Annotated in this window: 18 protein-coding genes and 1 pseudogene; 10 read left to right on the top strand and 9 right to left on the bottom strand. The window is 68.4% G+C overall.

Annotation, left to right across the window (positions count from 1 at the left end; translation table 11 throughout):
* Positions 1–6: 6 nt before the first annotated feature.
* The 5 genes and pseudogenes from AC0KUR_RS23795 to AC0KUR_RS23775 form a co-directional block, all read right to left on the bottom strand.
* Positions 7–1407 (bottom strand): GGDEF domain-containing protein, encoded by a 1401-nt coding sequence (locus AC0KUR_RS23795; protein WP_034188751.1) that lies wholly within the window; start codon positions 1405–1407, stop codon positions 7–9.
* A 261-nt stretch (positions 1408–1668) separates the two neighbouring features.
* A pseudogene (locus AC0KUR_RS23790) lies at positions 1669–2849 on the bottom strand (acetyl-CoA C-acyltransferase).
* 43 nt (positions 2850–2892) lie between these two features.
* Positions 2893–3525, bottom strand: a complete 633-nt coding sequence (pncA, locus tag AC0KUR_RS23785; protein WP_034188753.1) for a bifunctional nicotinamidase/pyrazinamidase — start codon at positions 3523–3525, stop codon at positions 2893–2895.
* A 44-nt stretch (positions 3526–3569) separates the two neighbouring features.
* Positions 3570–5654: a 3-hydroxyacyl-CoA dehydrogenase NAD-binding domain-containing protein gene (locus tag AC0KUR_RS23780; RefSeq protein WP_473376491.1), complete on the bottom strand. Its 2085-nt coding sequence runs from the start codon at positions 5652–5654 to the stop codon at positions 3570–3572.
* Between the two features lie 189 nt (positions 5655–5843).
* Positions 5844–7487 carry a 3-(methylthio)propionyl-CoA ligase gene (locus tag AC0KUR_RS23775; protein ID WP_473376490.1) on the bottom strand — a complete coding sequence of 548 codons (1644 nt, stop codon included), beginning with the start codon at positions 7485–7487 and terminating at the stop codon, positions 5844–5846.
* A gap of 151 nt (positions 7488–7638) precedes the next feature.
* Between AC0KUR_RS23775 and AC0KUR_RS23770 the strand changes: the two genes are divergently transcribed.
* The 5 genes from AC0KUR_RS23770 (at position 7639) to AC0KUR_RS23750 (ending at position 11470) form a co-directional block, all read left to right on the top strand.
* Positions 7639–9207: a protein adenylyltransferase SelO gene (locus tag AC0KUR_RS23770; RefSeq protein WP_124608911.1), complete on the top strand. Its 1569-nt coding sequence runs from the start codon at positions 7639–7641 to the stop codon at positions 9205–9207.
* 45 nt (positions 9208–9252) lie between these two features.
* Positions 9253–9684 carry a peptide-methionine (R)-S-oxide reductase MsrB gene (gene msrB / locus AC0KUR_RS23765; RefSeq protein WP_034188757.1) on the top strand — a complete coding sequence of 144 codons (432 nt, stop codon included), beginning with the start codon at positions 9253–9255 and terminating at the stop codon, positions 9682–9684.
* Between the two features lie 144 nt (positions 9685–9828).
* Positions 9829–10359, top strand: coding sequence for a septation protein A (locus AC0KUR_RS23760; RefSeq protein WP_034188758.1), 531 nt, complete (start codon positions 9829–9831; stop codon positions 10357–10359).
* Between the two features lies 1 nt (position 10360).
* Positions 10361–10669, top strand: a complete 309-nt coding sequence (locus AC0KUR_RS23755; protein ID WP_034188759.1) for a BolA family protein — start codon at positions 10361–10363, stop codon at positions 10667–10669.
* Between the two features lie 18 nt (positions 10670–10687).
* Positions 10688–11470 (top strand): peptidylprolyl isomerase, encoded by a 783-nt coding sequence (locus AC0KUR_RS23750; protein ID WP_034188760.1) that lies wholly within the window; start codon positions 10688–10690, stop codon positions 11468–11470.
* Positions 11471–11602: 132 nt separating this feature from the next.
* On the opposite strand, the gene AC0KUR_RS23745 is transcribed toward AC0KUR_RS23750, so the two are convergent.
* Positions 11603–12148: a GNAT family N-acetyltransferase gene (locus AC0KUR_RS23745; protein WP_473376514.1), complete on the bottom strand. Its 546-nt coding sequence runs from the start codon at positions 12146–12148 to the stop codon at positions 11603–11605.
* 5 nt (positions 12149–12153) lie between these two features.
* Positions 12154–16218 carry a phosphoribosylformylglycinamidine synthase gene (gene purL / locus AC0KUR_RS23740; RefSeq protein ID WP_473376489.1) on the bottom strand — a complete coding sequence of 1355 codons (4065 nt, stop codon included), beginning with the start codon at positions 16216–16218 and terminating at the stop codon, positions 12154–12156.
* Positions 16219–16547: 329 nt separating this feature from the next.
* On the opposite strand from purL, the gene AC0KUR_RS23735 reads away from it, so the two are divergent.
* The 3 genes from AC0KUR_RS23735 to pgi all read left to right on the top strand — a co-directional run bounded on the left by AC0KUR_RS23735 (position 16548) and on the right by pgi (position 21183).
* Complete coding sequence (locus AC0KUR_RS23735; RefSeq protein WP_059561744.1) at positions 16548–17849, top strand: FAD-dependent oxidoreductase; 1302 nt, start codon at positions 16548–16550, stop codon at positions 17847–17849.
* 55 nt (positions 17850–17904) lie between these two features.
* Positions 17905–19449, top strand: coding sequence for an NAD(P)H-hydrate dehydratase (locus AC0KUR_RS23730; protein WP_124608913.1), 1545 nt, complete (start codon positions 17905–17907; stop codon positions 19447–19449).
* A 111-nt stretch (positions 19450–19560) separates the two neighbouring features.
* On the top strand, positions 19561–21183 hold the full coding sequence (gene pgi, locus AC0KUR_RS23725) for a glucose-6-phosphate isomerase (protein ID WP_059561747.1): 1623 nt from the start codon (positions 19561–19563) through the stop codon (positions 21181–21183).
* A gap of 72 nt (positions 21184–21255) precedes the next feature.
* Here pgi and AC0KUR_RS23720 read toward each other — a convergent pair whose 3' ends face one another.
* Positions 21256–21957, bottom strand: a complete 702-nt coding sequence (locus tag AC0KUR_RS23720) for an ABC transporter ATP-binding protein (RefSeq protein WP_034188765.1) — start codon at positions 21955–21957, stop codon at positions 21256–21258.
* Between AC0KUR_RS23720 and AC0KUR_RS23715 the strand changes: the two genes are divergently transcribed.
* Entirely contained in the window at positions 21956–22624 is a 669-nt protein-coding gene (locus AC0KUR_RS23715) for an arylesterase (RefSeq protein WP_034188766.1), read from the top strand. The two genes, AC0KUR_RS23720 and AC0KUR_RS23715, sit on opposite strands and share 2 nt — an antisense overlap.
* Before the next feature lie 70 nt (positions 22625–22694).
* Here the strand turns inward: AC0KUR_RS23715 and AC0KUR_RS23710 are convergent, their stop codons facing one another.
* Positions 22695–24629: a SurA N-terminal domain-containing protein gene (locus AC0KUR_RS23710; RefSeq protein ID WP_473376488.1), complete on the bottom strand. Its 1935-nt coding sequence runs from the start codon at positions 24627–24629 to the stop codon at positions 22695–22697.
* 608 nt (positions 24630–25237) lie between these two features.
* Between AC0KUR_RS23710 and AC0KUR_RS23705 the strand changes: the two genes are divergently transcribed.
* Positions 25238–26629: a DUF1254 domain-containing protein gene (locus AC0KUR_RS23705; protein WP_473376487.1), complete on the top strand. Its 1392-nt coding sequence runs from the start codon at positions 25238–25240 to the stop codon at positions 26627–26629.
* Positions 26630–26631: the final 2 nt, after the last annotated feature.

Genomic DNA, 26631 nt, shown 5'->3' with positions numbered 1-26631 from the left:
CATGCATCACCGCGACACGACGCGATTCCGCCCTTCCCGCTTCGCCTGATACAGCCGCTCGTCGACCACCCTCAGCAACGCATCGACCGTACTCCCGTCGACGCCATATTGCGCGACGCCGACGCTGACCGTCACCTGCACGCGCTTGAAGTCCAGCCCGAACGGCGAACTCGCGATCGACGAACGCACGCGCTCGGCCGTCATCCGCGCGCCTTCGAGCGGCATGTCCGGCAGCAGCGCCATGAACTCCTCGCCACCGACGCGCGCAAGCCCGCCCGCCGGCCGGATCGCCTCGAGGCACTGGCGCACGACGCCGCGCAGCACTTCGTCGCCGATCTGGTGCCCGTAGGCATCGTTGATGTTCTTGAAATTGTCGAGATCGAGCGCGAGCAGGCAGAACGGCGTGCCGTCGCGTTCCGCCCGCACCATCTCGCGCTCGACCTGCGCGATGAACTGCCGGCGGTTCGACGCGCCCGTCATCGGATCGGTCGCGGCCATGTACTCGAGCTTCTGGTTCGTGCGCCGCAACTCCTGCAGCGCGCTCTCGGTGCGCGCCATCGATTCCGACAGCCGGCTCATCAGGTCTTCCTGGCTGTAGATCGCCGAGAACGAGCGTGTCGTCTGCAACGCCTGCACGACGCCGTAGCTGAGCAGGAAGAAGCCGCCCGCGAAAATCGCGTGCGCCAGCCACCACATGTGATTCCACGGCTTGCCGAGAATGAATGCGAGCGAAGACAGCGCGAAGGCCATGATCGACACGCCGTAGATCACCATCAGCGGCGAGCGGATCCGCCGCGCGAGCAGCACGCAGACGTTCAGCAGCGAGAACACGAGCGCGCCGCCCTCCATCGACAAGCGCGTACCGAGCGCGCCGGCGATCGGCGAATACGCAAGGTAGGCAACGACGACGTCGACGATCACGAAGAACACGATCCACGGCAGCCACGTTCGCGCGCTCATGCGCCTCTCGATCCGGTCGGGCGGACGCGAATACGACAGCAGGCCCGTCAGCAGCAGGATCGACATCACGAGCCGCGACGCGGGCCCGTACAGCAGGAACAGCCAGATATTGTGGTGCGCCATCCCGGTGAACGCACCGTGCAGCGCATAGATCATCGCGAAGCCGAGAAAGCCGAGCGTCAGCCAGCGCAGCAGCGGCTCGCCGGACGACCGGTAGCACACCCACGTCACATAGGTGACGAACGCGCCCTCGAGGGTAGCGGCCGCAATCGCGATTTCATGGAATGCGTGGTTCTCGAACCCGACGTGCGGGTCGCTGAAGAACCACAGGTAGGCGATCAGATACGCAGGCAGCAACGCGAATCCGACCAGCAGGCATTTCGCGTAAAGCCTCGCGGCCGCGCTGACGACGCGCGGCGGTTCCCCGGCTGCATAGGTCGTACTCATTCGGTCCCCGGTCGGTCTGCTGCGTTGGTTCGAACCTTCGCGGCACGGATCGCGCCATGCGCGATCCTGCCCATCGTGCCGAAAGGCAAATGTCAGAGCAAGTATAGGTGGGGCAATTCGTTTGACAAGTCAGGGGAAACGGCATTGCCGGGCGCACGCCTTTTGCTTCCCGATTGTTTCGAATCGCGGCGCTGCCGCACCGATTGATGTCGCGGCCGCGGGCGTCGCCGAAGCGAAACCGCGGCCGCGACCGGCCAAAGATCAGAGGATTTCGAACAGACCGGCCGCGCCCTGCCCGCCGCCGATGCACATCGTGACGACCACGTACTTCACGCCGCGCCGCTTGCCTTCGATCAGCGCGTGGCCGGTCAGGCGAGCACCCGACACGCCGTACGGATGGCCGACCGCGATCGCGCCGCCGTTCACGTTCAGGCGATCCTCAGGAATCCCGAGCGTGTCGCGGCAGTACAGCACCTGTACCGCGAATGCTTCGTTCAACTCCCACAGGCCGATGTCGTCGACCTTCAATCCGGCCTGCTTCAGCAGCTTCGGCACCGCGAACACGGGGCCGATGCCCATCTCGTCCGGCTCGCAGCCGGCCACCGCGAAGCCGCGGAACACGCCCAGCGGCTGCAGCCCTTCGCGCTGCGCGGCATCGGCGCTCATCACGACACACACCCCGACGCGCCGTCCGAGAACTGGCTCGCGTTGCCGGCGGTGATCACGCCGCCCGGCACGGCCGAACGGATCTTCGACACGCCTTCGAGCGTCGTGTCGGGGCGAATGCCTTCGTCGGCCGATACCGTCACTTCCTTCGTGAACAGGCGGCCCGTCGCCTTGTCGGCGATGCCCGCGAGCACCGTGATCGGCACGATCTCGTCGCGGAACCGCCCGGCTTCCTGCGCGGCCGCGGCGCGCAGTTGCGACTGCACGCCATACTCGTCCTGCCGCTCCTTCGAGATGCCGTAGCGCTTCGCGACGTTCTCGGCCGTCTGCAGCATGTTCCAGTAGATTTCCGGCTTGTGCTGGACGAGCCAGCCTTCCTGGATCATGTGCCGGTTCATCTCGTTCTGCACGCACGAGATCGATTCGACGCCGCCGGCGACATAGATCTCGCCTTCGCCCGCGATGATCCGCTGCGCGGCCAGCGCGATGGTCTGCAGCCCCGACGAGCAGAATCGGTTCACCGTCATCCCCGGCACCGTCACGGGCAAGCCCGCGCGCAGTGCGATCTGGCGCGCGATGTTCGCGCCGGTCGCGCCTTCGGGGTTCGCGCAGCCCATGATCACGTCCTCGACGCGAGCGGGGTCGAGCTTCGCGCGTTCGAGCGCGGCGGCGACCACGTGGCCGCCGAGCGTCGCGCCGTGCGTCATGTTGAATGCGCCACGCCAGGATTTCGCCAGCGGCGTGCGTGCGGTCGATACGATTACGGCTTCGGTCATGCGAGTCTCCTTCGGTGCTGCCCTGAATCGGATGGGAAATGCGCTACGCCGCCGGGCGCGCGCCCGCGGACGTCACATGCGCGACGCCCGCTGCCTGCATCTGCTGCCATGCGTGCGCGAGCGACCCGTTCAGGTCGATCGCACGGCACGCATCGTTGATCACCGCGGCGTCGAACCCGGCCGCGCGCGCATCGAGCGCCGACCACGCGACGCAATAGTCGGTCGCGAGCCCGCAGCACCACACGCGCTTCGCGCCGAGTTCGCGCAGGTAGCCCGCAAGCCCCGTGCGCGTCGTGCGGTCGGCTTCGACGAACGCGGAATAGCTGTCGACCTGCGCGTCGCCGCCCTTGCGGATCACGAGCCGCGCGTGCGGGATGTCGAGGTCGCGATGCAGCGCCGCGCCGTCGGTGTCCTGCACGCAATGCACGGGCCACAGCACCTGCTCGCCGTACGGCAGCGCGAGCGTGGAAAACGGCTCGCGGCCCGGATGGTTCGCCGCGAACGACACGTGCTCGCGCGGGTGCCAGTCCTGCGTCAGCACGACCTGGTCGAAGCGCTGCGCGAGCGCGTTGATCACCGGCACGACCGCATCGCCGTCCGGCACCGCGAGCGCGCCGCCCGGCATGAAGTCGTATTGCACGTCGATCACGAGCAGGACGTCGTCGGTGCGTTTCATTGCGTGTCTCCAGACAGGATCGGCCGCGCCGCCATGCGGCGGCGTCAGCCGTTGAACCCGCGGCCGGCCTTCGCCAGTTCCGCGATCGACGGCGCGAGCCGCCATGCGTCGCCGTTCGGTGCCGCCGCATAGCGGCGAATCGCGCGCTCGACGTTGTAGAGGCCGACCGTGTCCGCATACAGCATCGGGCCGCCGCGCCACAGCGGGAAGCCATAGCCGGTCAGGTAGACCATGTCGATGTCGGATGCCTTCGACGCGATCTTCTCCTCGAGGATCTTCGCGCCTTCGTTGACGAGCGCGAACACCAGCCGCTCGACGATCTCGTCGTCGCCGATCTTGCGCCGCTCGACGCCGCGCTCCTTCGAATACGCGACGACCATCTCGTCGACGAGCGACGACGGCTTCGCCTTGCGATCGCCCGGCACGTAGTCGTACCAGCCGCCGCCCGCCTTCTGGCCGAAGCGGCCCTGTTCGCACAGGCGGTCGGCGATCTTCGAGTACTGCAGGTCGGGTTGCTCGACGTAGCGGCGCTTGCGGATCGCCCAGCCGATGTCGTTGCCGGCGAGGTCGCTCATCCGGAACGGCCCCATCGCGAATCCGAACTTCTCGATCGCGCGGTCGACCTGCGCGGGCAGCGCGCCTTCCTCGAGCATGAACAGCGCCTGGCGGATGTACTGCTCGATCATCCGGTTGCCGATGAAGCCGTCGCACACGCCCGACACGACCGCCGTCTTGCGGATCTTCTTCGCGACGGCCATCACGGTCGCGAGCACGTCCTTCGCGGTCCGCGCGCCGCGCACGACCTCGAGCAGCTTCATCACGTTCGCCGGGCTGAAGAAGTGCATGCCGACCACGTCCTGCGGACGCCGGGTGAACGCCGCGATCTTGTCGACGTCGAGCGTCGACGTGTTCGACGCGAGGATCGCGCCCGGCTTCGCGACTTCGTCGAGCTTCCTGAACACCTGCTCCTTCACGCCGAGCTCCTCGAACACGGCCTCGACGATCAGGTCGGCGTCCTTCAGGTCGTCGTAAGAGAGCGTCGGCGCGATCAGCGCCATGCGCGCGTCGAGCTTCTCCTGCGTGAGCTTGCCCTTCTTCACCTGCGCGTCGTAGTTCTTGCGGATCGTCGCGATGCCGCGCTCGAGCGCTTCCTGCTTCGTCTCGAGCAGCGTGACGGGCAGGCCCGCGTTGATGAAGTTCATCGCGATCCCGCCGCCCATCGTGCCCGCGCCGATCACGCCGACGCGACGAATCTCGCGCAGCGGCGTGTCGGACGGCACGTCGGGAATCTTGCTCGCCGCACGCTCGCCGAAGAACGCATGGCGCAACGCGCGGCTTTCCGGCGTCATCATCAGCGCGACGAAACCTTCGCGCTCGGCGATGCTGCCCTGGTCGAAGCCGTTCAGCACGCCCGCCTCGATCGCATCGATGCACTTGTGCGGCGCGGGGAAATTCGGCGCGGCGGCCTGCGCGGAATTGCGCGCGAACTGAATGAAGCCCGCGGCGTTGTCGTGGACGATCTTGCGATCGCGCACCCGCGGGTGCGGCCCTTGCCGCGCGCCGGCCTTGCGCGCGAACGCGACGGCCGCCTCCAGCAGGTCGCCGTCGGCCATCTCGTCGAACAGCCCGCTGTTCGCCAGTTGCTCCGACGGCACCGGTGCGCCCGACACGATCATGTTCAGCGCGGTCTCGAGCCCGACCGCGCGCGGCAGGCGCTGCGTGCCGCCCGCGCCCGGCAGCAGGCCGAGCTTCACTTCGGGCAGCGCGACCTGCGCGCCGGGCGCCGCGACGCGGTAATGCGCGCCGAGCGCGAGTTCGAGGCCGCCGCCCATCACGACGCTGTGCAGCGCCGCGACGACGGGCTTCGCGCTCGCTTCCACCGCGCGGATCACGGTGTGCAGCGTCGGCTCCTGCAGCGCCTTCGGCGTATTGAATTCGGTGATGTCGGCACCGCCCGAGAACGCGCGGCCCGCGCCGGTCAGCACGATGGCCGTGACCGACGGATCCTGCGCGGCGCGATCGAGCGCATCCATGACGCCCTGACGGGTCGACAGGCCGAGCCCGTTGACCGGCGGATTGTTGAGCGTGATGACGGCCACGCCGTCGCGAGTCGAGTAATCCACTGCCATCTGCCTGCCTCCATGCATCGCGCGCCGGGGTGGCTGCGCTTCATTGTGCGCGGTCGAACGGCCGCATGTCCGGATGAACCGAGGCAGCATACAACGAAAAAGCACGGTCGTTCAATTTGAATTTTGTTGCCGATCCGGGGACGGATCGGGTGACCGGTTCGCGGGCCGTCGCCGGCCCGGGCGCGATGCTTACGGCGCGCCCACTGCCGAGGGCAGCACGTAGTCGCGGAACGTCTCGCGCAGCTTCAGCTTCTGCAGCTTGCCGGTCGCGGTGTGCGGCAGCGATTCGACGAACACGACGTCGTCGGGGATCCACCATTTCGCGACCTTGCCTTCGTAGAACGCGAGCAGCGTGTCGCGGCTCAGGTTCGCGCCTTCGCGCGGCACCACGACGAGCAGCGGGCGCTCGGTCCATTTCGGGTGCGCGCATGCGATGCACGCGGCTTCGGCCACGCCCGGGTGCGCAACCGCGACGTTCTCGATGTCGATCGAGCTGATCCATTCGCCGCCCGACTTGATCACGTCCTTGCTGCGGTCGGTGATCTGCAGGAAGCCGTCGGGATCGATCGTCGCGACGTCGCCGGTCGGGAACCAGCCGTCCGACAACGGCGATTCGTCGCCGCGAAAGTAGTGATCGATCACCCACGGCCCGCGCACCTGCAATTCGCCGAACGCGACGCCGTCCCACGGCAGCTCGTGGCCGTCCTCGCCGACGATGCGCATGTCGACGCCGCAGATCACGCGGCCCTGCTTTTCGAGCAGCCGGCGCTGCGCGTCGAGCGGCCGCTGCGACTGCGCCCAGTTGAGCTTCGCGAGCGTGCCAAGCGGCGACAGCTCGGTCATTCCCCATGCATGGATCACGCGCACGCCGTATTCGTCCTCGAACGTGCGCAGCATCGCGGGCGGGCACGCGGAGCCGCCGATCACCGTGCGGTTCAGCGTCGAGAAGCGTACGCCGGCTTCGCGCATGTAGTTGAGCAGCCCGAGCCACACGGTCGGCACGCCCGCGGAAAACGTCACGCGCTCGGCCTCCATCAGCGCGTACAGCGACTTGCCGTCGAGATCCTTGCCGGGCAGCACGAGCTTGCCGCCGGTCAGCGGCACCGCGTACGGCAGCCCCCACGCGTTGACGTGGAACATCGGCACGACGGGCAGCACGGCGTCCATCGCGGACAGATTCATCGCGTCGGGCAGCGCGGCGCCGTATGCGTGCAGCACCGTCGAGCGGTGCGAATACAGCACGCCCTTCGGGTTGCCGGTCGTGCCCGACGTATAGCAGAGCCCCGACGCCTGCTGCTCGTCGAGGCGCGGCCAGTCGTAGTGGCCGTCTTCGGCTTCGACGAGCGTTTCGTAGCAGAGGTACGGCGTCGCGCCCGTCGGCAGGTGCGCGGCATCGGTCATCGCGACCCAGCCCTTCACGTGCGAACACTGCGGCGCGATGGCGTCGACGAGCGGCGCGAAATTGATGTCGAAGAAGACGTAGCGGTCTTCTGCGTGATTGATGATGTACGCAATCTGCTCGGGAAACAGGCGCGGGTTGATCGTGTGACAGACGGCGCCCATCCCGCCGATCCCGTAATACGCCTCCAGGTGCCGGTAGCCGTTCCACGCCAGCGTGCCGACGCGGTCGCCGGCGTCGACGCCGAGCCGCGCAAGCGCCTGCGCCAGTTGCTTCGCGCGGCGCTCGCAATCGCGGTACGTATAGCGATGCAGGTCGCCTTCCACGCGCTTCGACACGATCTCCGTGTCGCCGGCGTGCCGCGCGGCATGCGAAATCAGCGAGGACACCAGCAGCGGCACGTCCATCATCTGGCCCAGCAACGGCTTACCCATCGTCTTGTTCTCCGTGAGGATGCGAATCGGTGACCAGCCCCTGCAACGCGCCCGTCAGCGGCCCCGGACGGGCGTGGCGCACGGTGCGCGCGCCGCCATGCGGGCGGCGCGGCGCCGCCTTACAATATCGGCTTACCCAGAGGCGCTCAACATGTCGTTTTCCCGAAGCGCAGCCGATGCGGCTGACACTCTCCCCGACCTCGCCGCCACGCTCGGCGCGCCCGCCGCCGGCGCGTTCGTCACGCTCGGCGACGCGTTTCATACGCGGCTGCCGGCCGCGCCGCTTGCCGCGCCGTACGTCGTCGGCTTTTCCGGCGAAGTCGCCCGATTGCTCGACCTGCCGCCGTCGCTCGCCGCGCAGCCCGGCTTCGCCGAGCTGTTCGCCGGCAATCCGACGCGCGACTGGCCCGCGCACGCGATGCCGTACGCGTCGGTGTATTCCGGCCACCAGTTCGGCGTGTGGGCCGGCCAGCTCGGCGACGGCCGCGCGCTGACGATCGGCGAACGCACCGGCACCGACGGCCGCCGCTACGAGCTGCAGCTGAAAGGCAGCGGCCGCACGCCGTACTCGCGGATGGGCGACGGCCGCGCGGTGCTGCGCTCGTCGATCCGCGAATTCCTGTGCTCGGAAGCGATGCATCACCTCGGCATCCCGACCACGCGCGCGCTGACGGTGATCGGTTCCGACCAGCCGGTGGTGCGCGAGGAAATCGAGACGTCGGCCGTCGTCACGCGCGTGTCGGAGAGCTTCGTGCGCTTCGGCCACTTCGAGCACTTCTTCTCGAACGATCGCCCCGACCTGCTGCGCCAGCTCGCCGATCACGTGATCGACCGCTTCTATCCGGCCTGCCGCGACGCGGACGATCCGTACCTCGCGCTGCTCGAGGCCGTGACGCTGCGCACGGCCGAGCTCGTCGCGCGATGGCAGGCCGTCGGCTTCTGCCACGGCGTGATGAACACCGACAACATGTCGATCCTCGGCGTGACGATCGACTACGGCCCGTTCGGCTTCGTCGACGCGTTCGATGCGAATCACATCTGCAACCACTCGGACAACGGCGGCCGCTACGCGTACCGGATGCAGCCGCGCATCGCGCACTGGAACTGCTACTGCCTCGCGCAGGCACTGCTGCCGCTGATCGGGCTGCAGCACGACATCGCCGACGACGATGCGCGCGCCGAGCGCGCGGTGGACGATGCGCAGGCCGTGCTCGCGACCTTCCCCGAGCGTTTCGGCCCCGCGCTCGAACGCGCGATGCGCGCGAAGCTCGGCCTCGAACTCGAACGCGAGAACGACGCCGACCTCGCCAACAAGCTGCTCGAGACGATGCACGCGAGCCACGCGGATTTCACGCTGACGTTCCGCCGCCTCGCGCAGATCTCGAAGCACGACGCGAGCCGCGACGCACCGGTGCGCGACCTGTTCATCGACCGCGAAGCGTTCGATGCGTGGGCGAACCTCTACCGCGCGCGGCTGTCCGAGGAAACGCGCGACGACGCGGCGCGCGCGGTCGCGATGAACCGCGCGAACCCGAAATACGTGCTTCGCAACCATCTGGCCGAAGTCGCGATCCGGCGCGCAAAGGAAAAGGATTTTTCGGAAGTCGAGCGGCTCGCGCAGATCCTGCGCCGCCCGTTCGACGAACAACCGGAGCATGAAGCGTACGCGGCGTTGCCGCCCGACTGGGCCGGGTCGCTCGAAGTGAGCTGCTCGTCCTGAGCCCGCAACCCGCGCGTATCGACCGACCGATCAGGAGAACCCCACATGTCCCACGATTCCGACGACAAGACCTTCCCGTACCAGAAGGACGACGCCGAGCTGCGCCGCCGCCTCACGCCGATGCAGTATGAGGTCACGCAGCACGCGGCGACCGAGCGCGCCTTCACCGGCGAATACACCGACACCGAGGATGCCGGCATCTACAAATGCATCGTCTGCAGCACGCCGCTGTTCGAGTCCGGCTCCAAGTTCCATTCCGGCTGCGGCTGGCCCAGCTACTTCAAGCCGCTCAACGGCGAGGTGATCGACGAGAAGGTCGACTACTCGCACGGGATGGTGCGCGTCGAGGTGCGCTGCAACCACTGCGGCGCGCATCTGGGCCACGTCTTCGAGGACGGCCCGCGCGACAAGACCGGTTTGCGGTACTGCATCAATTCGGCTGCGTTAAACTTCGAGTCCCGACCCGAAAACGACTGAGCGGCGCCGGGCGGATCGGCGGGGTCGACTCTCGCCGGCCGGCCAGCCCCGGGCTGGCCGCCCCGATCCGCGACGGTGGTGCCTGGCGGGTCCCTACAACGGTGAAAGGCCGCGCGAGCGGCCTTTCACGCAGCTGCGAGCGCCATGAAATTCCTGTTCGATCTGTTTCCGATCATCCTGTTTTTTGTCGCCTTCAAGGTCTGGGGCATCTTTACCGCCACCGCCGTCGCGATCATCGCGACACTGGCCCAGGTCGCATGGGTCGCCTTCCGGCACCGGAAGGTCGACACGATGCTGTGGGTCAGCCTCGGCGTGATCGTCGTCTTCGGCGGCGCCACCCTCGTCCTGCATGACGAGAAATTCATTCAATGGAAACCGACTGTGCTGTACTGGTTGTTTGCGATCGGGTTGCTCGCCGCGCGTTATGCGTTCAGCAAGAACCTGATCGAGAAGATGATGGGCAAGCAGCTCACGCTGCCGACGCCCGTGTGGGACAAGCTGAACGTCGCATGGGCGCTGTTCTTCGCGGTGCTCGGCGTCGCGAACCTGTATGTGGTGCACAACTTCACCGAATCGCAATGGGTGAACTTCAAGCTGTTCGGTACGACGGGCGCGATGGTCGTGTTCATCATCCTGCAGAGCCTGTGGCTCACGAAATACCTGAAGGACGAGTGACATGACGGACGCCTTTCTCCACGCCTCGCCCGACGAGCGCATCGCGCTGATCGAAGCGCGCCTCACCGCGTCGCTGGCGCCGCTGGCGCTCACCGTGCGCGACGACAGCGCGCAGCACGCGGGCCACGCCGGCGCGGCCGCCGGCGGTCATTTCACGGTCACGATCGTCTCGGCCGCCTTCACGGGCAAGCCACGCGTCGCGCGGCACCGGCTGGTGTATGATGCGCTCGCTGATGCGATGCAGCGCGGCATTCACGCGCTCGCGATCGTGGCTTATACGCCCGAAGAATTCAACGAATCTTCAATCTAGTCTCATTAGGAATTCCCGATGATCCTGAAATCCCCCCGCCTGTGGGTCGCGGCGGCTGCTTTCGCAGCGGCACCGGCATTCGCCCAGAACATCGCCGTCGTCAACGGCACGCCGATTCCGAAGTCGCGCGCCGATGCGATGGTCGCGCAGCTCGTCCAGCAAGGGCAGACCGACGGCCCGCAACTGCAGCAGGCCGTGCGCCAGGAACTCGTGAACCGCGAAATCCTGATGCAGGAAGCAATCCGCGAAGGCATCCCGAATCGTCCGGACGTGAAGGCGCAGGTCGCCGTCGCGCAGCAGACCGTCGTGCTGCGTTCGATGATCGAGAGCTTCCTGAAGAAGAACCAGCCGACCGACGCCGAAGTGAAGGCGCGCTACGACGACCTCGTCAAGGGCGCGGGCGGCAACCGCGAATACCACCTGCACCACATCCTCGTCAGCGACGAGCAGCAGGCGAAGGACCTGATCGCGAAGATCAAGGCCGGCGCGAAGTTCGAGGATCTCGCGAAGCAATACTCGAAGGATCCGGGTTCGGGCAAGAACGGCGGCGATCTCGACTGGTCCGATCCGAAGGCGTACGTGCCGGAATTCGCGGCAGCGGCGCAGAAGCTGCAGAAAGGCCAGATGACCGACACGCCGGTGAAGACGCAGTTCGGCTGGCACATCATCCGCGTCGACGACATCCGCGACATCGCACCGCCGCCGCTCGAGCAGGTGAAGGCGCAGATCGCGCAGCAGCTCGTGCAGCAGAAGCTGCAGGCGTTCGAGGAAGGCCTGCGCCAGCAGGCGAAGATCCAGTAACGCCGGCGCGCGTCGCCCGCGCAACGAAAGAAAGCCGCTCTCCGGAGCGGCTTTTTCTTTTGATGCGCCGGACCATGCCATGCAAAAGGCCGCTCCTCAGAGCGGCCTTTTCCGTACCGGACGCGACCCGCGCTACGCGGGATAAAACACGTCGTGATAGCGCACGTCGCCCGATGGCGGCGGTGCCGATTCGTCGAACGACAATGCGAGGAAATACTCGGGCGGCAAGCCCGGAAACACGATGCCGTCACGCGGTTCGAACCCGAAACGCGCATAGTACGCCGGCTCCCCGAGCACGACGCAGCCGCGCGCGCCGAGCCGGCGCAGCGCGTCGAGCCCCGTGCGCACGAGCCCCGCGCCGATGCTCTGCCGCTGGCAGTCGGGCAGCACCGCGAGCGGCGCGAGCCCATACCATTGCTGGCTGCCGGACGGCGCGCCGCCGATCGCCACCGGCGAGAACGCGACGTGGCCGATGACGCGCCCGTCGCGCTCCGCGACGAGCGACACGCTCAGCGCGCCGTCCGCGCGCAGCGCATCGACGATACGCTGCTCGAACTGCCCGCCCTGCGGCTCGCCCGCGAACGCCGCGCGGATCACGCGGCCGATCGCGTCGGCCTCGCTCGCGCGTGCGTCGCGCAGCGTGACGACCTCGACCGGCGCGTGCGGATCGAACATCATCGGGATCAGCCGATCCAGCGGCGCGCGTTGCGGAACACGCGCATCCACGGGCTCGCTTCACCCCAGCCTTCCGGATGCCAGCTCATCGTCACCGTACGGTGCACGCGCTCCATGTGCGGCATCAGCACCGAGAAGCGGCCGTCGGCCGTCGTGACCGACGTGATGCCGGCCGGCGAGCCGTTCGGGTTGAACGGATAACGCTCGGTCGCCTCGCCGCGGTGGTCGACGTATCGCATCGCAACCGCGACGCGATCGATGTCGCCCTGCTGCGAGAAATCCGCATAACCTTCGCCGTGCGCGACCGCGACCGGAATCCGCGAGCCTTCCATCCCCGCGAAGAAGATCGACGGCGACTTCTCCACTTCGACGAACGAGAAGCGCGCCTCGAACTGCTCGGACTTGTTGCGCGTGAACTTCGGCCACGCTTCCGCGCCCGGGATCATCGACGCGATGCTCGACAGCATCTGGCAGCCGTTGCAGATGCCGAGGGCGAACGTGTCGGGGCGCGCGAAGAACGCCGAGAACATGTCGGCGAGGTTCGCGTTGAAACGAATCGTCTTCGCCCAGCCTTCGCCCGCGCCCAGCACGTCGCCGTACGAGAAGCCGCCGCACGCGACCGCACCCGCGAAATCGGCGAGCGTCGCGCGGCCGGCGAGCAGGTCGCTCATGTGCACGTCGTGCGCGTCGAAGCCCGCACGGTCGAACGCGTAGGCCGTTTCCAGGTGCGAGTTCACGCCCTGCTCGCGCAGGATCGCGACGCGCGGCCGCGCGCCCGTCGCGATGAACGGCGCGGCGATGTCGTCGGCCGGATCGAAGCTCAGCACCGGCGAGATGCCCGGATCGGCCGCATCGAGCAGCGCGTCGTATTCGGCGTCCGCGCAGGCGGGGTTGTCGCGCAGGCGCGCGATGCGCCAGCTCACTTCGCTCCACGCGCGATGGAGTTCGGCACGCGGCGCGTCGAAGATCTTCTTCGCGTCGCGGTACACCTCGATCACGTCGCGGTCGTTGACCGAGCCGATCACGTGCGAGCACGCCGACAGGCCGAACTCGCGCAGCGCGCCGAGCACCGCGTCGCGGTCGGCCGCCCGCACCTGCACGACGGCGCCGAGTTCTTCCGAGAACAGCGCGCGCAGCGTGCGGTCGTCACGACGGCCGCTCGTCTGCTTCGCCCAGTCCTTCGCGTCGCCGTAGTCGGATTCGTGGTTCGGGTCGAGCGTCAGCATGTCGACGTTCAGCGACACGCCGGCGTGGCCCGCGAACGCCATTTCGCACACCGTCGCCCACAGGCCGCCGTCCGAGCGGTCGTGGTACGCGAGCAGCTTGTCTTGCGCATTGAGCGACTGGATCGCGGTGAAGAAGCGCTTCAGGTCTTCGGCGTCGTCGACGTCCGGCGTCGTGTCGCCGATCTGCTGCGTGACCTGCGCGAAGATGCTGCCGCCCATCCGGTTCTTGCCGCGGCCGAGATCGATCGCGATCAGCACGCTGTCGCCCGCGTCGGCGATGCGGCGCAATTGCGGCGTCAGGTGACGGCGCACGTCCTCGACCGGCGCGAACGCGGAGATGATCAGCGACACCGGCGACACCACTTCCTTCGCGACGCCCTGCTCGTCCCACTTCGTCTTCATCGACAGCGAGTCCTTGCCGACCGGGATGCCGATCCCGAGTGCCGGGCACAGCTCCATGCCGATCGCCTTGACCGTGTCGAACAGCGCGGCGTCCTCGCCGGCCGTCCCGCACGCGGCCATCCAGTTCGCCGACAGCTTCAGCTTGTCGAGCGACGCGATCGGCGCGCTCGCGATGTTCGTGATCGCCTCGCCGACGGCCATGCGGCCCGATGCGGGCGCGTCGATCACCGCGAGCGGCGTGCGCTCGGCCATCGTCATCGCCTCGCCCTTGAAGCCCGCGTAGTCGAGCGCGGTCACCGCGCAGTCGGCCACCGGCACCTGCCACGGGCCGACCATCTGGTCGCGCACCGACGTGCCGCCGACCGAACGGTCGCCGATCGTGATCAGGAACGACTTGCTGCCGACCGTCGGGTGCTTCAGCACGTCGATCGCGACTTCCGACAGCGCGATGCCCGTCACGTCGACCGGCGCGCGCTCGGTCGTCACGCGCGCGACGTCGCGATGCATGCGCGGCGGCTTGCCGAGCAGCACTTCCATCGGCATGTCGACCGGGTATTCGTCGGCGCCCGTCGCTTCGTCGTCGACCAGCTTCAGCTGGCGCTCGTCGGTCGCGACGCCGACCACCGCGAACGGGCAGCGCTCACGCGCGCAGATCGCCTCGAAGCGCGGCAGGTCGGCCGGCGCGATCGCCAGCACGTAGCGCTCCTGCGCTTCGTTCGACCAGATTTCGCGCGGCGACAGGCCCGATTCCTCGAGCGCGACCTTGCGCAGTTCGAAGCGCGCGCCCTTGCCCGCGCCGTCGACGATTTCCGGGAACGCGTTGGACAGGCCGCCCGCGCCGACGTCGTGGATGCTCAGGATCGGGTTTTCCGCGCCGAGCTGCCAGCAGCCGTTGATCACTTCCTGCGCGCGCCGCTCGATTTCCGGGTTGCCGCGCTGCACGGAGTCGAAGTCGAGCTCGGCCGTGTTCGCGCCGGTCGCCATCGAGCTCGCCGCGCCGCCGCCCATCCCGATCCGCATGCCGGGGCCGCCGATCTGGATCAGCAGCGAGCCGGCCGGCACGTCATGCTTGTGCGTATGCTGATCCGCGATGTTGCCGAGGCCGCCCGCGATCATGATCGGCTTGTGATAACCATGCACCTTCCCGCCGACGTTCTGCTCGTACACGCGGAAGTAGCCGCCGAGGTTCGGGCGGCCGAATTCGTTGTTGAACGCGGCGCCGCCGAGCGGGCCGTCGATCATGATCTGCAGCGGCGACGCGATGCGGTCCGGACGGCCGTACGGGCCGTGCGCGTCGTTCGGGTTGCGCTCGCCGACCGGCTGCGCCGCGTCACGTGCGTTTTCCCACGGCTGGCGGGCGTCCGGCAGGTCGAGGTTGGACACGGTGAAGCCCGTCAGGCCGGCCTTCGGACGCGCGCCGCGGCCCGTCGCGCCTTCGTCGCGGATCTCGCCGCCCGCGCCGGTCGCCGCGCCCGGGAACGGCGAGATCGCCGTCGGGTGGTTGTGCGTCTCGACCTTCATCAGCGTGTGCGTGAGCTCGGTATGGCGGCCGTAGCGCTCGCCCGGCTCGCCGGCCGCGCCCGCGTTGCGCGGGAACCAGCGCTCGGCTTCGGCGCCCACCATGATCGACGAGTTGTCCGAATACGCGACGATCGTGCCCTGCGGGCTCAGTTTTTCGGTGTTGCGGATCATCGCGAACAGCGACATGTCCTGCGCTTCGCCGTCGATCGTCCACTGCGCGTTGAAGATCTTGTGGCGGCAGTGTTCGCTGTTCGCCTGCGCGAACATCATCAGCTCGACGTCGGTCGGGTTGCGTTCGAGCTTGCGGAACGCGTCGACCAGGTAGTCGATCTCGTCGTCGGCGAGCGCGAGGCCCAGCTCGACGTTCGCGCGCTCGAGCGCGCCGCGGCCGATACCCAGCACGTCGACGGTCGACAGCGGCTTGGCCGGCAGTTCGTCGAACAGGTGCTTCGCGTCGTCGCGCGCCGCGACCACGCTTTCGGTCATCCGGTCATGCAGCGCGGTCGCGACGGCCGCGCGCGCCTCGTCCGACAGCGCCTTCTTGCCGCCGAGCAGGCCCGACTTCAGCGTGACCGTGAATTCGACGCCGCGCTCGATGCGGCGCACGTGCGTGAGGCCGCAGTGCTGCGCGATGTCGGTCGCCTTGCTCGCCCACGGCGAGACGGTGCCGAAGCGCGGCAGCACGACGAAGGTCTCGGTGGCGCCCTTCTCGCTCGCCGGCTGGAACGGCGCGCCGTAGTGCATCAGCGCGTCGATGCGCGCGCTGTCGTCGGCCGACAGCGCCTCGGCCGCATTGACGAAGTGCAGGAACTGGCCGCGCACCGCGACGATGTTGGCGTCGATTTGCCTGAGCGTGTCGAGCAGACGGGTTTGACGGAAATCGGAGAGGGCCGAAGCGCCGGGAAAACACGAGAAGTGAGCCATGGGCTGGACTGACGTCGATGAGTCGCGCGAGGTGGCGACGTGGGGCGAAAGGAAGGCCGTAATTATACCCGGAAGTCGAGCGCCCAAGACCGGCGATCGGTCGTCCGCATGCACCGCGACGGTGCCCGGGTACGTGCCGCGCGCGGCGGCCCGCCAGGCCGGCCCGCACGGGTGCGCTGGCAGGCCGCCGTGGTGCGACCGCACGGCGCATGTTCGCCCGCCGCCGGTTCCGGCGCTTTTGGCGCTATCATTCCGGGTTCACCGGGCCGGGGGCCTCAGCGAATTTTCACCGGGCAGCGTGCGCGCCACCCGTCATCGAAGCAATCTCCATGGATGTCATCGTCATCGGCGGCGGAATCAGCGGCGTCGCCACCGCCTACCAGCTGCGCGCGGCCGGCCATCGCGTCTGCGTGGTCGAACGCCACGCGACCGTCGCGCAGGGGGCGACCTACGGCGACGGCGGCGCGCTGCTGCCGAGCCCGCTCGACGTCTGGTTCGGCCCGACCTTCATGCGCCAGCGCCAGCCGCGCGACAGCGGCATCGTCTACAAGCCGGGCCTCAACGGCGGCGTCCGCCGCTTCGTCAAGCAGCTCGGCACGCTGCGCGAGCCCGACGCGTTCGCCGCGCAGTACGCCCGGCTGCGCCCGCTGATCGACGCATCGCGCGACACGCTCGCCGACATCGAGGCGCGCCTCGAACTCGAATTCGAGCAGAAGCCCGGCATCCTGCACGTGGTGCGCGACCCGCGCGACTGGGATGCGCTGCAGCCCGCGCTCGACCTGCTGCGCACGCTCGACCAGCCGTACCGCACGCTCACCGCCGCCGAATGCGCGGCGCTCGAACCGTCGGTACCGGCCGAGCCCGGCTTCGCCGGCGGCGTGCTGCTCGAAACCGAGCGCACCGGCAACTGCCCGCTGTTCGCGAAACTGGTCAAGCAGACGCTCGACGAGCACGGCGTGCAGTTCCGCTTCGGCGCGGACGTCGCCGCGATCCGCGTCGACAGCGGCCGCGCCGCGGTCGAGCTCGCGCCGTCCGGCAACCGGACCGCGGCCCGGGCGCGCGAGGTCGACGTGATTTCCGCCGACGCGATCGTGGTCGCCGCCGGCGCCGGCAGCGTACCGTTGCTCGAACGGCTCGGCTGGCGCCTGCCGCTGCACCCGGTGCGCGTCCACACGCTCACCGCGCCGGTCGCGTACGAGGAACACGCGCCGCACCTGAGCGTCGTCGATTCGATCAAGCGGATCTCGATCACGCGCACCCACCAGCGGCTGCGCGTCGGCGGCGGCGCCGTGCTGCAAAGCCTCGCCGACACCGCGAAGCCGCTCGCCGAGCCGCTGTCCGAGGCCGCGCTCGCGCTGCTCGGCCAGGCCGTTCACGACTGGGTGCCGGGCGCCGCGAGGATTTCGGCCGCGCTGTCGTGGCAAGGCATGCAGCTGCTGTCGCCGGACGGCCTGCCCGTCGTGGGTCCGACCCCGCATCCGCGCGTGTTCGTCAACTTCGGGCATGGCCCGACCGGCTGGGGCCTCGCATGCGGGTCTGCTAAAGTGGTGACCGACTACCTGGGCGGCGACGCCCGGCAGTGGCCCGCCGACACGCTCGCCGCGCTCGGCGCCGGCCGCTTCACCCCCTGACCGCCACGCGGGCTCGCCCCGTGGCGGCATCCTTGCCAGCCGCCACGATCCCGCGATGACCGTTACCCGCCCGCTTCCCGATTCCGACCCGATCGCGCTGCTGCGCGTCGCCGACCTGCGCGCGGCCGAAGCCGACGCCGCCGCGGCGCTGCCGCCGCACACGCTGATGGGCCGCGCGGGCGCCGCCGCCGCGCACTGGCTGTCCGAGCGCGTCGCCGGCGACGACCGCCCCGTCTGGTTCGCGGTCGGCCCCGGCAACAACGGCGGCGACGCGCTGGTGGCCGCCGCGCACCTCCAGCAGCTCGGTGTCGCGACGCAGGCGTGGATGCCGGTACCGGTCAAGCCGGACGACGCGCAATGGGCGCTCGGCCTCGCCCGCACGGCCGGCGTGCCGCTGTCGGCCACACCGCCCGCCTCGCTGGACGAATACGCGTGGGTCGTCGACGGGCTGTTCGGCATCGGTCTCGGCCGCGCGCTCGACGGCGCATTCGCCGAGCAGGCCGCGCGGATCGCCGCGCATGCGCGCAACGGCGGCCGGGTGCTCGCCCTCGACGTGCCGAGCGGGCTCGACAGCGATACCGGCCGGATCGTCGGCGCGGGTGTCGCCGTCGCGGCCACCCACACGCTCACCTTCATCGGCGCGAAACCGGGCCTCTACACGGGCGACGGCCGCGACCTCGCCGGCGCGATCGACATCGCATCGCTCGACGTCGCGCCGCCCGCCGCGCCGGCCATCGTGCTGAATGCGCCCGCGCGGTTCGTGGCGGCGCTGCCCGCGCGCGCGCATTCGTCCCACAAGGGTACGTACGGCAGCCTGGCGGTGCTCGGCGGCGATACCGGCATGTGCGGCGCGCCGATCCTGGCCGCGCGCGCCGCGCTGTTCGCCGGCGCCGGCAAGGTGCACGTCGGCTTCCTTGGCGCCGGCGCGCCGCCGTACGACCCGCCGTTCCCCGAACTGATGCTGCACCCGGCCGACGGCCTCGATCTCGATGCGATGACCGCGCTCGCCGCCGGCTGCGGGCTCGGTATGCGCGAAGCTGCGGCGACCCTCGTGCGCGATGTGCTCGCGCACGCCGCCGCGACGCTGCTCGATGCCGACGCGCTGAACCTCGTCGCGACGCACGCGGATCTCGCGGCCGCCGTCGCCGCCCGCGGCGCGCACGGCCATCCGTGCGTGCTGACGCCGCATCCGCTCGAAGCCGCGCGGCTGCTCGGCGGCGACACGGCCGCCGTGCAGCGGGACCGCGTCGCGGCCGCGCAGGCGCTTGCCACGCGTTATGCGGCGATCGTCGTGCTGAAAGGCTCGGGCACGGTGATTGCGGCACCCGACGGCCGCGTGACGATCAACCCGACCGGCAACGCGGCGCTCGCCACGGGCGGCACCGGCGACGTGCTCGGCGGCCTGATCGGCGCGCTGCTCGCGCAGCGCGTCGCGCCGTACGAAGCGGCGCTCGCGGGCGTCTACCTGCACGGGCTCGCCGCCGACACGCTGACCGCGAACGGCATCGGCCCGGCCGGGCTCGCCGCGGGCGAACTCGCGCCGATGGTGCGCACGCTGATCAATCGCCTTTTTTATCCGTCGCCGCGCGCCGACACGTAACGCCGCTATACTGACTGCCCCGCCGCACGGCGGGCCCTCTCGTCCGCCGGCCTTCCGATCCCGATGAGCCGGCGCGGCATTCCTCCCGATTCACGCTTCACTCGAACCGCCATGACGCTGAATTCGCTCCCCGCCTGGACTGCCCTTCAATCCCACTTCGAACAGATCCGTCACGCCCGGTTGCGCGACTGGTTCGCGCCGGAAAACGACCGTGCGCCGACCCGCGCCGAACGCTTCACGATTCCGGGCGGCGGTCTCGCGGCCGATTTCTCGAAGAACCGCATCGACGACGAAACCCTGCGCCTGCTCGTGCAGCTCGCACGCGACGCAGGTGTCGAAGCGCGCCGCGACGCGATGTTCGCGGGCGAGATCGTCAACCCGACCGAAGGCCGCGCCGCGCTGCATACCGCGCTGCGCGCGACCGACCCGCAAGCGCCGTTCCACGCGCAGGTGAGCGCCGAGCGCGCGAAGATGGCAACCTTTGCGCGCGCCGTGCGCAGCGGCACCTGGACGGGCTACACGGGCAAGCGCATCCGTCACGTGATCAACATCGGCATCGGCGGCTCCGATCTCGGCCCGAAGATGGTCGTGCATGCGCTGCACCACGTCGCGACGCCGGAAATCTCGACCCACTTCGTGTCGAACGTCGACGGCGCCGATCTCGCGCGCGTGCTCGAACAGGTCGATCCCGAGGAAACGCTCGCGATCATCGTGTCGAAGACCTTCACGACGCTCGAGACGATGACGAACGCCCGCTCGCTGCGCGACTGGTTCGTCGCGCGCGGCTGCCCCGAGGACGCGCTGTCGAAGCACTTCGTCGGCGTGTCGGCGAACCCGGCCGAAGTCGTGAAGTTCGGCATCGCCGCGGACAACGTGTTCGAAATGTGGGACTGGGTCGGCGGTCGCTATTCGCTGTGGTCGGCGGTCGGCCTGTCGATCATGATCGCGATCGGCCCCGAGCAGTTCGACGAACTGCTGGCCGGCGCGAACGACATGGACCGCCATTTCCGCGAAGCGCCGCTGGAACGCAACCTGCCGGTGCTGCTCGGCCTGATCGGCATCTGGTACCGGAATTTCTTCGGTTCGCAGAGTTATCTCGTCGCGCCGTACTCGGAAGCGCTGCACTACCTGCCGTCGTACCTGCAGCAGCTCGAAATGGAGAGCAACGGCAAATCCGCGCGCCTGGACGGCACCTTCGTCGATTACCCGACGTCGGCCGTCACGTGGGGCGAGCCGGGCACCAACGGCCAGCACGCGTTCTTCCAGATGCTGCACCAGGGGCCGACGATCGTGCCGATCGACTTCATCGCGGTGCTGACGCCCGAGCATCCGCTCGCGAGCCATCATCCGAAGCTGCTCGCGAACTGCTTCGCGCAGAGCGAGGCACTGATGCTCGGCCGCACGCTCGACGAAGCGCGCAAGATCGCCGGGCCCGGCAAGGAGGCGCTCGCGCCGCACCTGACGTTCCCCGGCAACCGCCCGACCACGACGCTGCTCGTCGATGCGCTGACGCCGCGCACGCTCGGCGCGCTGATCGCGCTTTACGAACACAAGGTGCTCGTGCAGGCAACGGTGTGGGACATCAATCCGTTCGACCAGTGGGGCGTCGAGCTCGGCAAGATTCTCGGCAAGGTGGTCGAGGCCGACCTGTCGGCCGAGTCGGTCGATCCGGCGAAGCACGACTCGTCGACCACGGCGCTGATCGAGCGCGCCCGCGCGGCGCTGAAGCGCTGACGCGACGGCGTCATGCCCGTGGCGGCCGCGCGGCCCACCCTGCGCGGCCGGCAGAACGATTCACGCGTGGCGCTATGCCGTATGCGGTGTGACGATGCGGCCGGTGTCGAGCGTCACGGTCGTCTCGCAGCGGCGCGCGAGTTCGGCATCGTGCGTGACGAGCACGAGCGTGGCGCCGTGCGTGCGGTTCAGTTCGAACATCAGGTCGATGACCGCATGGCCCGTCGCCGCGTCGAGACTGCCGGTCGGCTCGTCGGCGAACAGGACCGCCGGGCGCGTGACGAACGCGCGCGCGAGTGCGACGCGTTGCTGCTCGCCGCCCGACAACAGCTTCGGGTAATGCGCGGTGCGTTCGCCGAGCCCGACCTGCACGAGCAGCGCGCGGGCCCGGTCGGCCGCCTCGCGCGCGCTGATGCCGCCCCGCAGCTCGAGCGGCAGCATCACGTTCTCGAGCGCCGTCAGGTGCGGCATCAGCTGGAACGACTGGAACACGAACCCGACCGCGCCGTTGCGCAGCGCGGCGCGCTCGTCCTCGTCGAGCTGGTCGAGCACGCGGCCGAGCAGGCGAACCGTGCCGCTCGTCGCGCTGTCCAATCCCGCAAGCAGGCCGAGCAGCGTCGATTTGCCCGACCCGGACGCGCCGACGATCGCGAGGCTGCTGCCCGGCTGCACCGCAAGCGTGATGCCGTCGAGGATCGTCAGCTCGCCCGTCGCATCGGCGACCCGCTTGCATACGTCATGGACTTCGATGATCGGATCGGTAATCTTGAACATGAACACGACATTTCGCTGGAAAAGACGCACGGCGCTCACCGCGCTGCTGGGCACCCTGTTTGCCACCACGCTACCGGCACACGCCGCGACGACGCCGACATCGGGCCAGCCCGTGATCGCCGTGCTCGGCGACAGCTTGTCGGCCGAATACGGGCTGCCGCGCGACACCGGCTGGGTGGCCTTGCTGCGGCAGCGGCTCACGACCGAGCGAATCGATTATAGCGTCGCGAACGCCAGCGTCAGCGGCGACACCACGAGCGGCGGCCGTGCGCGGCTGCCCGCGGTGCTGCAGCGGCTCAAGCCGTCGATCGTCGTGGTCGAACTCGGTTCGAACGATGCGCTGCGCGGCGTGCCGCTCGCAACGACCGAGCAGAACCTGCGCGACATCATCGCCGACGCGCGACGCGCACAGGCCCGCGTCGTCCTGGTCGGCATGTACGTGCCACCCAACTACGGCCCCGACTACACGCAGAAGTTCCACGCCGTCTATACGCGACTGTCGAAGGATCTCGGCGTGCCGCTCGTGCCGTTCCTGCTGGCCGGTATCGAGAACAAGCCCGAGATGTTCCAGGCCGATCAGATGCATCCGTCGCAGCAGGCCCAGGGCGTGCTGCTCGACAACGTGTGGCCGGCGCTGAAGCCGCTGCTCGGCAAGCCGCGCGGCTGACGCCGCCGCCCGGCCGGAAAACGAAAAGCCCCGCTCGAAGCGGGGCTTTTTGTTGCGTGCGAAACGATGCTCAGTCGTCGCCGTCCTGCTTCTGGCTGGACGGCGAACCGTACAGCTTGACCTTCGAGCGATCGCGCAGCGCGCTCAGATAGGCCTCGCCTTCGCTCTGTGCATCGACTTGCGCCATCTGCTGCTGCGCGGCCGCCAGTTGCTGAGGATCGACCGCCGAACCGGGGATCACCGCGTTCACACGGTAGATCGCATAGCCATCCGCACCGAGATCGACCCCGACGTAGGCCGGCAGCGTCTTCGCATCGACCTTGTAGACGGCGCTCAGCGCAGCCGGCGTCAGGCCTTGCGACTGCGTGCGCGACACCTTCTGCGCAGCCGAGAACCCGTCGGCCGATTTCGACTTCTGCAGTTCGGCGAGCTTCGCCGCGCCATCCTTCTTCGCGAGTTCCGCAGCCTGCTCGGCGACGACCTTCTGACGCACGACGTCCTTGATCGCGTCGAGCGCGGGTACGGCCGCCGGCTTGTAGTCGGTCACGCGCGCCGAGATCAGCGTGTTGTTGCCGACGTCGATCGCCTGCGTATTGTTCCGGTTCTTCACCGAGTCGTTCGCGAACACGGCAGCCAGGAACTTCGGATTGTTCAGCGGGCTCGTCGGCGGCAGCTGCGGATTCGGCGTCGGCGTGACGGTGGCCGTCTGGATCGTCAGCTTGTACTTGTCCGCGGCCGGCTGCAAAGTTTTCGCCTTTTCGTAGACGGTCGACGTGAAGCCTTCCGCGTTGTCCGTGAACGCCTTCGACGCGTACTGCTGCTTCAGGTCGGCCGCGATCTGGTCCTTCACGTCCGCGAACGGCTTCACGGCCGCCGGCTTCACTTCGGTTGCCTTCAGGATGTGAAAGCCGAGATCCGACTGCACGACACCGCTCACGTCACCCTGCTTGAGCGCGAACGCGGCATCGTCGAACGCCTTGCCGCCGGCCGTCGAGCCGCGCGTGATGAAGCCGAGGTCGCCGCCCTTCGCCGCCGACGGCGCGTCCTGCGAGTTCTTCTGCGCGATCTGCGCGAACTGATCCGGATGCGCCTTCACGTCGGCGAGCAGTTGCTCGGCCTTCGCCTTGGCCGCTGCCTTGTCGGTCGCGCTCGCGCTGCCCGGTGCGGCGATGAAGATGTGGCTCACGCGCACCTGCGCTTCGGTGCGGAAATGCGTCGGGTTGTCGTCGTAGAACTTCTTGATGTCCGCGTCGGTCGGCTGCGCGCTCGCGGCGGCCGCGGCCGGCGAATAGACGAGGTACTGGATCGTCGCGGTCTCCGGCGTCGCGAAGCTCTGCTTGTGCGCGTCATAGTACGCGGTGAGCTGCGCGTCGGTCGGCTGGACCTTCGCGGCGAAGTCGCTCGTCTTCAGCACGAGCGCCTGCACTTCGCGCTGCTGCGCGGCGAGTTCGGACAGGCGTTGCGCGAGGCTCTTCGGCGTGAACGCGCTCGACACGATGCTGGCCGGAATCTGCTGCAGCGCGAGGCTGTAGCGCACGCGCTCCTGATACTGCTCGGGCGTCATCCCCTGGAACGACAGCAGCTGCGCATAGCGCTCGACGTCGATCGAGCCGTCGGGCTTCTTCAGCGACGCGATCATCGGGTCGCTCATCAGTGCGTCGCGCACGGCATTGTCCGATGCGGTCAGGTGCAGACGTTGCGTCTCGTCGGCCAGCACGCGTTGCTGGATCAGGCCGTCGAGCACCTGCTTGCGATGCTCGGGCGTATCGAACATCTTGATGTCGAACTGCCCGCCGAGTGCCTGGCGCGCCTGGTCGATCTGCTGGCGGAACGCGCCGTCGAATTCGACCCGCGTGATCTTGTGCCCGTTGACTGCCGCGACGTTCGCACTATCGTCGAAGAAGCCGCGGAAGCCTTGGATCCCGACGAAACCCAGCCCCGGCAACACGATCAGGAGCAGGAGCGCCATCATCAGGCGCTGGTGATTACGGAAGAAATCGAGCATGCGTGACGGGAAAATTGGACAAAACGCCCGATATTACAACATACGGGGTGGGACGGGAGAAAAGCGGCGACGCCCGCGGCAGACACCATCGGAAGTACGAGCAAAAATACCCGCCTTTCGGCACGGGGCGCACGCCATCACCGGCCCCCTCCTCGCGAAGCTCCGACAGCCACTCGCCCAATTGTCGCCCTCCCATCGCGGCGGCCCAGGTTCGCGGCACACGATCATTCGTTCGCCGAGCGGGCTTGCCTGATGCGGCGCAGCCGCCATCGGCACCGACGACCGCAAGGCAGGGCCGGGGCCGCGAATCGAGCCAGTCAATGGAAGACGCCGGACACCGGGGCACACGACACAAGCCTGGCATGCGCGTCCGGGTCTTTGGCCGCGAGCAATGCGACGGCCGGAAAAACGACAAGGATCGACCGCACGACGCCGATCGGTCGATACCGCCCTAACGAGTCGTCGGACTTTGCATATCGAAAATAGATCGTTCGTGCCGCATCGCAAGCCGGATACGCTTTCCGCGCCGTGCAGCCCGTGCCACGCTCATCGACGGAACGATGAAAGGGTGCGGCCCATTCGACCATTCGACCATACCGCACCATTCGATGAGTTTTCTTCACCACGCGCGCCTCGTCGCATTCGCTGCCTCCGTCGGCCTGCTGGCCGGCTGCAACGGGGACAGCGTCGACAGCTCGGGCGCTTCGCCCGCCGCGACGGAAAATGCCGCGAACAGCGCCACGCTGTTCACGCTCCCGCTGTACCAGTTCTACGCAACGCGACAGAGCTACATCGCTCAGGGCCTCGCGCCGAATACGTTTCTGCACAATCGCCAGCTGTCCGATGCTTCGTCCACCTCGGTGACGAAGCCCAATCACGACACGCTGTATTCCATCGCCATGCTTCAACTGGACGCGGGCCCTGTTCAGATCGACACGCCCGCCAGCGGCACCCGCTACTTCTCCCTCGCGCTGATGGACGCCTATACGAACAACTTCGCGATTCGCGGCACGAGCGCCGACAACGGCGTCGCGAAGGTCTTCTGGGTCGTGGGGCCGAACTGGCAGGGAACCGCCCCGGCAGGCATCACCGTGCTCCGCTCGTCGACCAACGCGGTGTGGGCATTGGCGCGGACTTACGTGAGCGATGCGAACGATTATCCCGCGGCGTGGGCCGTCCAGAATCAACTGGTCGTGTCGCGACCCGCCGGAACCGGTGTCGCGGCGTGGGACAGCGTGGACACGCAAAAGCCGCCCGGTTATGCCAACTGGCCATCGTATTTTCAGTACGTGAACCGGCTCTTGAAAAAGAGTCCGCCGACGCCGCAGGATACGGCCGTGCTGACGAACGCGCTCGACGTGATAGGCATAGGCCCGACGCAGACCTTCAACCCGTCGTCTGCCGACGCGGCATCGATCGACGCAGGCGCGGCACAGGCGCTGGCGAGTCTGACGGGCGGCGGGACGCAGCAAGCCGCCGCCCAGACGAGTACCGACGCGAATGGCTGGACAGGCGGTCCGGCCGATGTCGGCAACTATGGAACCCAATACACGCTACGGGCGCGCGTTGCGCTGAACGGCCTCGGTGCGCTGCCCGGCAGCGAAGCGATTTACTACACGAATACGGGAGCGGCGAACGCGTCGGGGGCGAATTACGACGGCAACGGCGTCTATCAGATGACCTTCCCGGCGGGACAGCTTCCTCCGGCGCGCGCCTTCTGGTCATTGACGCTGTACGGCGGCACGAACCAGGCGCAGGCATTCTTTTATCCGAATCCCGATCGAATCTATGCGCTGTCCTATCCGGCGTCGAACTTTCAGTTCGCGAGCGACGGCTCGCTCGTGCTCACCATCAGCCATGTGCGACCCGCGAGCGTACCCGCCAGCAACTGGCTGCCGGCTCCCGCCGGCGCGTTCAATCTGACGCTGCGCACCTACCTGCCGGACACCCCGCTCCTGAACGGAACCTACAAGCTGCCGCCGGTGATACGCGTTCAGTAAGG

The sequence above is a fragment of the Burkholderia sp. YHN3-13 genome (assembly GCF_055810675.1).
This window is presented reverse-complemented; position numbering and strand designations above follow the sequence as displayed.